Source organism: Sphingomonas sp., assembly GCF_035317925.1.
Taxonomy (GTDB): domain Bacteria; phylum Pseudomonadota; class Alphaproteobacteria; order Sphingomonadales; family Sphingomonadaceae; genus Sphingomonas_I.
In genome coordinates, this window is the sequence record NZ_DATHFV010000091.1 from 23,085 (window position 1) to 30,794 (window position 7,710).

At 66.2% G+C, this 7,710-nt stretch carries 7 protein-coding genes and 1 pseudogene; 3 read left to right on the plus strand and 5 right to left on the minus strand.

The annotated features are described in order from the left end of the window. Window positions 1-71: 71 nt before the first annotated feature. From VK533_RS07075 to VK533_RS07085, 3 genes are read left to right on the plus strand one after another with little or no spacing between them, the layout of a single operon-like run. The gene (locus VK533_RS07075) at window positions 72-1,268 is read left to right on the plus strand and encodes a DUF418 domain-containing protein (RefSeq protein WP_324376163.1); all 1,197 of its coding nucleotides are present in this window, start codon (window positions 72-74) and stop codon (window positions 1,266-1,268) included. After that, window positions 1,265-2,374, plus strand: a complete 1,110-nt coding sequence (locus VK533_RS07080) for an ATP phosphoribosyltransferase regulatory subunit (RefSeq protein WP_324376164.1) — start codon at window positions 1,265-1,267, stop codon at window positions 2,372-2,374. The genes VK533_RS07075 and VK533_RS07080 overlap by 4 nt, the downstream gene beginning before the upstream one ends. 10 nt (window positions 2,375-2,384) lie before the next feature. Further along, the gene (locus VK533_RS07085) at window positions 2,385-3,671 is read left to right on the plus strand and encodes an adenylosuccinate synthase (protein WP_324376165.1); all 1,287 of its coding nucleotides are present in this window, start codon (window positions 2,385-2,387) and stop codon (window positions 3,669-3,671) included. A 41-nt stretch (window positions 3,672-3,712) separates the two neighbouring features. Here VK533_RS07085 and VK533_RS07090 read toward each other — a convergent pair whose 3' ends face one another. The 5 genes and pseudogenes from VK533_RS07090 to VK533_RS07110 form a co-directional block, all read right to left on the minus strand. Further along, complete coding sequence (locus tag VK533_RS07090; RefSeq protein WP_324376166.1) at window positions 3,713-4,174, minus strand: hypothetical protein; 462 nt, start codon at window positions 4,172-4,174, stop codon at window positions 3,713-3,715. Window positions 4,175-4,286: 112 nt separating this feature from the next. Next, window positions 4,287-4,586, minus strand: a complete 300-nt coding sequence (locus VK533_RS07095) for a putative quinol monooxygenase (protein ID WP_324376167.1) — start codon at window positions 4,584-4,586, stop codon at window positions 4,287-4,289. Window positions 4,587-4,663: 77 nt separating this feature from the next. Continuing rightward, window positions 4,664-6,655, minus strand: coding sequence for a threonine--tRNA ligase (thrS, locus tag VK533_RS07100; RefSeq protein WP_324376168.1), 1,992 nt, complete (start codon window positions 6,653-6,655; stop codon window positions 4,664-4,666). Between the two features lie 191 nt (window positions 6,656-6,846). Continuing rightward, complete coding sequence (locus tag VK533_RS07105; protein ID WP_324376169.1) at window positions 6,847-7,326, minus strand: spore coat U domain-containing protein; 480 nt, start codon at window positions 7,324-7,326, stop codon at window positions 6,847-6,849. Beyond that, window positions 7,323-7,710: pseudogene (locus tag VK533_RS07110) on the minus strand (fimbrial biogenesis outer membrane usher protein); the annotation flags it as partial. The pseudogene VK533_RS07110 and the gene VK533_RS07105, both read right to left, overlap by 4 nt.

Genomic DNA, 7,710 nt, shown 5'->3' on the forward strand with positions numbered 1-7,710 from the left:
CGTGTCTTTCCGCACGATTGAGTTTATGGATTCCGCTTTCGCGGGAATGACAAAGCTATTGAGGTGCAGTGATGGCGTCCACGGCTGCCGACGGGGCGAAGCCGTCCCGTCTGGCGATCGTCGACGGGCTGCGCGGCTATGCGCTGTTCGGGCTCTTCCTCGTCCACATGACGGGCTATTTCGAGCTCTACAACGCCAGGCCCGTGCCGAGCCTGGTGCAGGACAGCGTATTGTGGCTGTTCCTCGGCAAGAGCTTCACCCTGCTCGCGATCTGCTTCGGGTTCAGTTTCTTCATCATGATGGACGGCGCGCGGCGGCGGGGGCAGCCCTTCGCGCTGCGTTTCGCGTGGCGGCTGGCCTTGCTGTTCGCGATCGGCTGGCTGCACGCGCTGATCTATCGCGGCGACATCATCGTCGTGCTGGCGACGGCGGGCTTCTTCCTGATCCCGTTCGACTATGTGCGATCGACCAAGGCGCTGCTGATCCTTGCGGCTGTGCTGCTGCTTCAGCCATTCCTGATCGTGCGCATCCTCGCCGGGCATCTGGGCTATGCCTGGGCGCTGGCCGACCCGCTCTTCTACAATGACGGCGGCGCGATGGGCCCGTCCCTGTTCGGATCGTTCGGCGACCTGCTCCAGGCCAATCTGGTCGCAGGCAAGGCCAGCAAATGGTCCTTCTATATCGAAACCGGTCGGATCGTTCAGATCCTCGGCCTGTACCTGATCGGGCTGGTGCTGGGGCGCGAGCGCTTCTTCGCCGAGCCGGAGCGCTTCAAGCGCCTGCGCTGGGCGGCTTTGATCATCGCGATCGTCGCGATCTTTCCGCTGTCCTATGCGCGCGACCTTGCCTGCTGCCACCGTAACGGCCCGTTCTACTGGGTCGACGTGATGCTGTCGGGCTGGATCGATATCGCCGGCATGGCGATCTCCTTGCTCGTCTTCGTCCAGTTCTGGCTGTGGGGATCGGGCCGCATCCTCGATCGGCTGGTGCCCGCCGGGCGGATGACGCTCACGCTCTATATCGGCCAGAGCCTGGTGTTCGTGCCGGTCTATTACGGCTTCGGCCTGCACATGTGGGACCGGATCACCCAGATCGAATCCCTGCTGCTCGGCCTCGCCTCGTTTGCGCTGCAACTGGTCTTCGCGACCTTGTGGTTCCGCTATTTCCTTTACGGCCCTCTCGAGTGGCTGTGGCGCGCCGCAACCAGGCTTTCGCTCGACGTCCCCTTCCGTCGCCGCGAAGAAGCTTTAAAGGCCTCCGCGAGATGAGCATCGCACCCGGCCTCCTGCCCGAAGGGCTACGTGACCGCCTTCCGCCCGAAGCGGAGGCGGCGTCGCGCCTGATGCACCGCGTGATCGTCGCGATCGGGCGGCACGGTTATGAGCGCGTCTCGCCGCCGCTCGCCGAATTCGAGGAAAGCCTCGTCGGGCGATTGAAGTCGAGCCGCGCGCAGGATCTGCTGCGCATGGTCGATCCGGTGTCGCAGCGCATGCTCGCGCTCCGCCCCGACATCACCGCGCAGATCGGCCGTATCGCCGCGACCCGGATGGGCCACGCGCCGCGCCCGTTGCGGCTCGCTTATGGCGGCCCGGTGATCAAGCTGCGCGCCACGCAACTGCGCCCCGAGCGCGAACTGGCCCAGGCCGGCGCCGAGCTGATCGGCAGCGACAGCGTCGCGGCGGTGACCGAGGTGATCCAGGTCGCGCTCGACGCGCTGCGCGCCGCCGGCGTCAGGGACATCACGGTCGACCTGACCCTGCCCGATCTGGTCGACACGCTCGCCACCGGCGCGATGCCGATCGATGCGGCGAAGGTCGCCGAGGTGCGCGCCTTGCTCGATGCCAAGGATGCGGGCGGCCTCGCCGCTGCGGGCGCCGACTTTTATCTGCCTTTGCTCTCCGCCGCCGGCCCGATCGACACCGCCTTGTCCCGCCTGCGCGCGCTCGACCGTACGCAGGCGCTCGACAGCCGCCTCGCCGGCATCGAGCGGATCGCCGCGACGATCGGCGACGACGTCGCGCTGACGCTCGACCCGACCGAGCGCCATGGCTTCGAATATCAAAGCTGGATCGGTTTCTCGCTGTTCGGCGGCGGGCTGACCGGCGAGATCGGCCGCGGCGGCAGCTATACGATCGTGCATGCCGACGGCCGCGAAGAGGCCGCGGTCGGCTTCTCGCTTTACATCGATCCGCTGGTCGATCTCGGGCTGGGCGTCGAACCGGCGCGCCGTGTGTTCCTGCCGATCGGCCACGACACCGAAGCCGCGGCGAAACTGCGCAGCGAAGGCTGGACCACGGTTGCGGCGCTTTCCGATACCGATCAGCCGCACGGCTGCACCCACCGGCTCGACGGCGGCACGCCGATCGCGCTCTGAAGGATAGATAATGGCCAACGTCACCGTCATCGGCGCCCAGTGGGGCGATGAGGGCAAGGGGAAGATCGTCGACTGGCTCGCCAGCCGGGCGGACGTCGTCGTACGCTTCCAGGGCGGGCATAATGCCGGCCATACGCTCGTCGTCGGCGACGAGGTCTACAAGCTCAGCCTGCTGCCGTCGGGGATCGTGCGCGGCACGCTGTCGGTGATCGGCAATGGCGTCGTGCTCGATCCGTGGCATTTCCGCGACGAGGTCGCCAAGCTCGCCGCGCGCGGCCTCAATATCACGCCCGAGACGTTGCAGGTCGCCGAGACCTGCCCGCTCATCCTGCCCTTCCACCGCGACCTCGACGGGCTGCGCGAGGATGCGTCCGGCAACAAGATCGGCACCACGCGGCGCGGCATCGGCCCGGCCTATGAGGACAAGGTCGGCCGTCGCGCGATCCGCGTGTGCGATCTCGCCCATCTCGACGATCTCGAACCCGAGCTCGACCGCCTGTTCGCGCACCACGACGCGCTCCGCGCCGGATTCAACCAGCCGCCGGTCGATCGCGTGGCGCTGATGGCGGAGTTGCGCGAGGTCGCCGAATTCCTGCTGCCTTATGCCAAGCCGGTATGGCGGACCTTGAACGAGGCCAAGGCGCGCGGACGGCGGATGCTGTTCGAAGGCGCGCAGGGTGTCTTGCTCGACGTCGACCATGGCACCTATCCGTTCGTGACCTCGTCCAACACGATCGCGGGCACGGCGGCGGGCGGCTCGGGCCTCGGCCCGGCGGCGGCGGGCTATGTGCTCGGCATCACCAAGGCCTATACAACGCGCGTCGGCGCGGGCCCCTTTCCGACCGAGCAGGAGAATGAAACCGGCGAGCGGCTCGGCGTGCGCGGGCATGAGTTCGGCACGGTCACCGGACGCAAGCGCCGCTGCGGCTGGTTCGACGCGGTGCTGGTACGCCAGGCGGTCGCCGTTTCCGGCATCACCGGCATTGCCCTGACCAAGCTCGACGTGCTCGACGGCTTCGAGGAATTGAAGATCTGCGTCGGCTACAAGCTCAACGGCCGCGATTACGATTACCTGCCTCCGCACCCGAGCGACCAGGCGTCGGTCGAGCCGGTCTATGAGACGATCGAAGGCTGGAGCGGATCGACCGCCGGCGCGCGGAGCTGGGCCGATCTGCCCGCGCAGGCGATCAAATATATCCGCCGGATCGAGGAATTGATCGGCTGCCCGGCGGCGATCGTCTCGACCAGCCCCGAGCGCGAGGACACGATCCTGGTCCGCGATCCGTTTAGGGATTGATCAACGGGCCGGCAGCTATCCAGCCGCCGGCCCGTGTAATCTTAGTTGCAGTGCGGCTCGTAGCGGTTGGTCGCCTTGTTCCAGAACAGGGGACAATGCTGGCCGTCGTCGGACGGCTCCTGCTGCCCGCGCACATCCGATCCCTGATAATCGGACGGCGGCGCCGGCCGATCGTAGCCGCCGTAATAAACCGGCGGCGGAGGGGGCGGCGCGTCGTAATAATCGTAATAGCCGCCATAGGCCCAGGGCGAACTGAGCGCGTAGCCGCCGAGCAGACCCAGCGCGAAGGCGCCACCATAATAGCCCCCGCCCCAGCCATAGCCGCCGCGATAATAGCCACCACCATGGTAACCGCCGCCCCAGCCGCCGCCGTGACCGCCGCCATGCCAGCCGCCACCGCCATGACCGCCACCGCCTCCGCCGCCATGATGCTGCGCCGCGACGGGGCTCGCGGCCATGACCGCCAGAGCGGCGGCGGCGATCAGGTTACGCGCGATCTTCATGGTGCATCTCCTGGGCAAGGGCCCATCTCGGGCGATCCCTTATAGCCTATATGGGGGAGACTTTTCCGCTGGTTAGTAGCGGCGCGCAGATTTTTCGCTGCACAAGGGCGCTTCAGCCGCGTGGTAATCCGGCGCCACCCAGCGGAACGGTTTCGGACCGGCTGCCGAACCCGGCGATCAGCGGCCGGCCCTTGCCGATCGCCGCCTGGACGGCGGGCAGCTTGAGCGAGTCGTCGTGGCTCTGCTTGCTATCCCACACTTCGGTGATCCACAGCGCGTCCGCGTCGGTGGTATCCTCGGCGACGATGTAGCTGAGGCAGCCGGGCATCGCGCCCGTCCCTTCCAGCAGGATCGCGGCCAGCTCGGCGCGCTTGCCCGGCGCGGCCTTCATCTGTCCGATCAGTCCGTACATCGGCTTCCCTCCTTGCGCCTCCGCACGACCAGCAATGGCGAATGCGGTGCTTGCCGCCATCAGGGTCCGGCGGTCGATCACCGCAAATCGGGTGGCGTCGCTTCGGCCTTGAGCATCGCGATCGCCTCATCGAGCGGCAGGATCTGCTGGCCCTCGCTGCCGAGGCGACGGATGGCGACCGTGCCTTCGTCCGCCTCGCGCTTGCCGACCACCAGCAGGGCCGGGACCTTGGCGAGGCTGTGCTCGCGCACCTTGTAGTTGATCTTCTCGTTGCGCAGATCGCTCTCGGCGCGAATGCCCGCGGCGCGCAATTTGGCGACGACATCCTCGGCATAATCGTCCGCATCCGACACGATCGTGGCCGCGACCGCCTGGACCGGCGCCAGCCACAGCGGGAAGCGGCCCGCATGGTGCTCGATCAAGATGCCGATGAAGCGCTCGAACGTGCCGAGGATCGCGCGGTGGAGCATCACCGGGCGATGCTTCTCGCCATCCTCGCCGACGTAGGACGCGTCGAGCCGCTCGGGCAGCACCGTGTCCGACTGGATCGTGCCGACCTGCCAGGTACGGCCGATCGCGTCGGTCAGGTGGAATTCGAGCTTGGGCGCATAGAAAGCGCCCTCGCCCGGCAATTCTTCCCAGCCGAACTCTTCGGTCGCGCGGCCCGAGGCGGCGACCGCCTCACGCAGGGTCTGCTCGGACCAGTCCCACATCGCGTCTGTGCCGAAACGCTTCTCGGGACGGAGCGCGAGCTTGATCGCATATGTGTCGAAGCCGAGGTCGCGATAGACGCTGTCGAGCAGGTCGCAAAAATCGCGGATCTCGTCGATCAACTGATCCTCGCGCACGAAGATATGCGCGTCGTCCTGCGTGAACTGGCGCACGCGCATGATGCCGTGGAGCGCGCCATGCGGCTCGTTGCGATGGCAGCAGCCGAACTCGGCCATGCGGATCGGCAGATCGCGATACGACTTGATGCCCTGGCGGAAGATCAGGATGTGCGCCGGGCAGTTCATCGGCTTCAACGCCATCAGTTCGGATTCGCCCGACAGGATCGGGCCTTCCTCCTCCGCGTTCGGGATTTCGTCGGGGACGACGAACATATTCTCGCGATATTTGCCCCAATGGCCGGACTGCTCCCACTGGCGCGCGTCCATCAGCTGCGGCGTCTTGACCTCGCGATAGCCGGCCGCATCGAGCCGGCGGCGCATATAGGCCTCCAGCTGGCGCCACAGGATGAAGCCCTTGGGGTGCCAGAAGACCGAACCCTGCGCTTCGGACTGGAGGTGGAACAGGTCCATCTCCTGCCCGATCTTGCGGTGATCGCGCTTGGCTGCCTCTTCCAGTCGGATCAGGTGCTGATCGAGCTGCTTCTTGTTGAGCCAGCCGGTGCCGTAGATGCGGCTCAGCATCGCGTTCTTCTGGTCGCCACGCCAATAGGCGCCGGATACGCGCGTCAGTTTGAACGCCTGCGGATCGAGCTTGCCGGTCGAGGCGAGATGGGGGCCGCGGCACATGTCGAGGAATTTGCCGGCGCGATAAACGGTCAGCTCCTCGCCCTCCGGCAATTCGCCCGCCCATTCGGCCTTGAAGCTTTCGCCCTGCTGCTTCCACAAGGCGATCAGATCGTCGCGCTGCCACACTTCGCGCACGAGCGCTTCGTCGCGACCGATGATCGCACGCATCTCGGCCTCGATCGCGGGCAGGTCCTCGTCGGTGAACTGCCGGTCCTTCGGCGCGAAATCATAATAGAAGCCATCGTCGGTCGACGGACCGAACGTGATCTGCGTGCCCGGAAACAGGTTCTGCACCGCTTCCGCCAGCACGTGCGCATAATCGTGACGCGCGAGCTCAAGCGCGTCCTTCTCGTCGCGCGCCGTGACCAGCGCCAGCGTCGCGTCGCCCTCGAACGGGCGCATGATGTCGCGCAATTCGCCGTCGACGCGGGCCGCGATCGCGGCCTTGGCCAGGCCCGGTCCGATCGCCGCGGCGATGTCAGCCGGGGTGGTACCGGGCGCGACTTCGCGCACGGAACCATCGGGCAGGCTGATCTTGAGCATCGCGGACATGGAGGGAGTTGTTCCTGGTGAGACGTGTGAAGTGGTGCCGCCCTATGCCCAAGAAAAGGGCAGTAAGTCCACGGCTAGAGTCGTTTTCGGCTGCGCCGATGCCGCACCGGCCCGCACCCCCACCCGGCCTCCCAATCAGGATATTCTATGGGAGGTCGGGTGGGGGTGCGGGCCGGTGCGGCACTTTCCCGTCAATACGTGACGGTGACGGTGATGCTATCGTGATAGATGCCCACCCAGGCATTCTGCAGCGCCGGAACGCGCCCGTAGATGCTGAACGTTCGCGACGTGCGGCTGGTCGGCGGAAAGGCGGATGCGACGCTTTCGCCGCCGCCGCTGTCGTCGCCCCATACGATCGTGCGCGCCACATTGGTGTAGAGGTTGTAATAAAGCGGGTGTGTCCCGGATCGCATGACGCGCGAATTCGTATCGCCCGAACCGCCCGGCCCAAGCGCTATCGTGAAGGTCGAGCTCGCGGGATCGGGCGAGGTGCAGGATACGGACAAGGTGCCGACCGTATCGGTCGGGCTGGGCGACATCGTATTGTAGGCGCCAAACGCCATGCTGCTGAGCGAGACCGAGCAGAGGCAGGCCCCCGACGTCGAGCAGGTTGCCCAGGCGGCGCCCGCCCAGGTGAAAGCGGCAATCAACGCGAGCAGGCGGGCGATCATTTCGCCGGCTCCGGTTGGCAGGTCAAAGGTCCGATACGAGGCAACTCAACACCCTTCGGCACAGCCGGTAAAATCACACTGCAGGGACCAGCCGTACGTTTGGCCACAAGCACCTTGCCGGCCACTATATCATCAATGAACAGTTCGCCGTCAAAACCAGTGTAAAATATCTGGGTGCCGACGGTGACGGCGGTGCCCGGTTCAAGCGGATCGCCGTTGGGCAGCCGCACGATCACCGTCCCGGCAGAGCCGTTGGTCACCTGGAAATTGGCCTTAACCCCCGACAAATAGCGCGGCACGACGATCAGATTGTCGTTCGCGATCACCGATTCGAGCCGCAGATCGCCCGGCGAAACCGAGAGGCGGTTGGCCTCATAGGGACGC

What these genes read in the sequence shown, in the direction of transcription:
- VK533_RS07085 (WP_324376165.1), top strand. Translation starts at nt 2,385, where the DNA reads ATGGCCAACGTCACCGTCATCGGCGCCCAGTGGGGCGATGAGGGCAAG.
- thrS (WP_324376168.1), bottom strand. Translation starts at nt 6,655, where the DNA reads ATGTCCGCGATGCTCAAGATCAGCCTGCCCGATGGTTCCGTGCGCGAA.
- VK533_RS07105 (WP_324376169.1), bottom strand. Translation starts at nt 7,326, where the DNA reads ATGATCGCCCGCCTGCTCGCGTTGATTGCCGCTTTCACCTGGGCGGGC.
- VK533_RS07075 (WP_324376163.1), top strand. Translation starts at nt 72, where the DNA reads ATGGCGTCCACGGCTGCCGACGGGGCGAAGCCGTCCCGTCTGGCGATC.
- VK533_RS07080 (WP_324376164.1), top strand. Translation starts at nt 1,265, where the DNA reads ATGAGCATCGCACCCGGCCTCCTGCCCGAAGGGCTACGTGACCGCCTT.
- VK533_RS07090 (WP_324376166.1), bottom strand. Translation starts at nt 4,174, where the DNA reads ATGAAGATCGCGCGTAACCTGATCGCCGCCGCCGCTCTGGCGGTCATG.
- VK533_RS07095 (WP_324376167.1), bottom strand. Translation starts at nt 4,586, where the DNA reads ATGTACGGACTGATCGGACAGATGAAGGCCGCGCCGGGCAAGCGCGCC.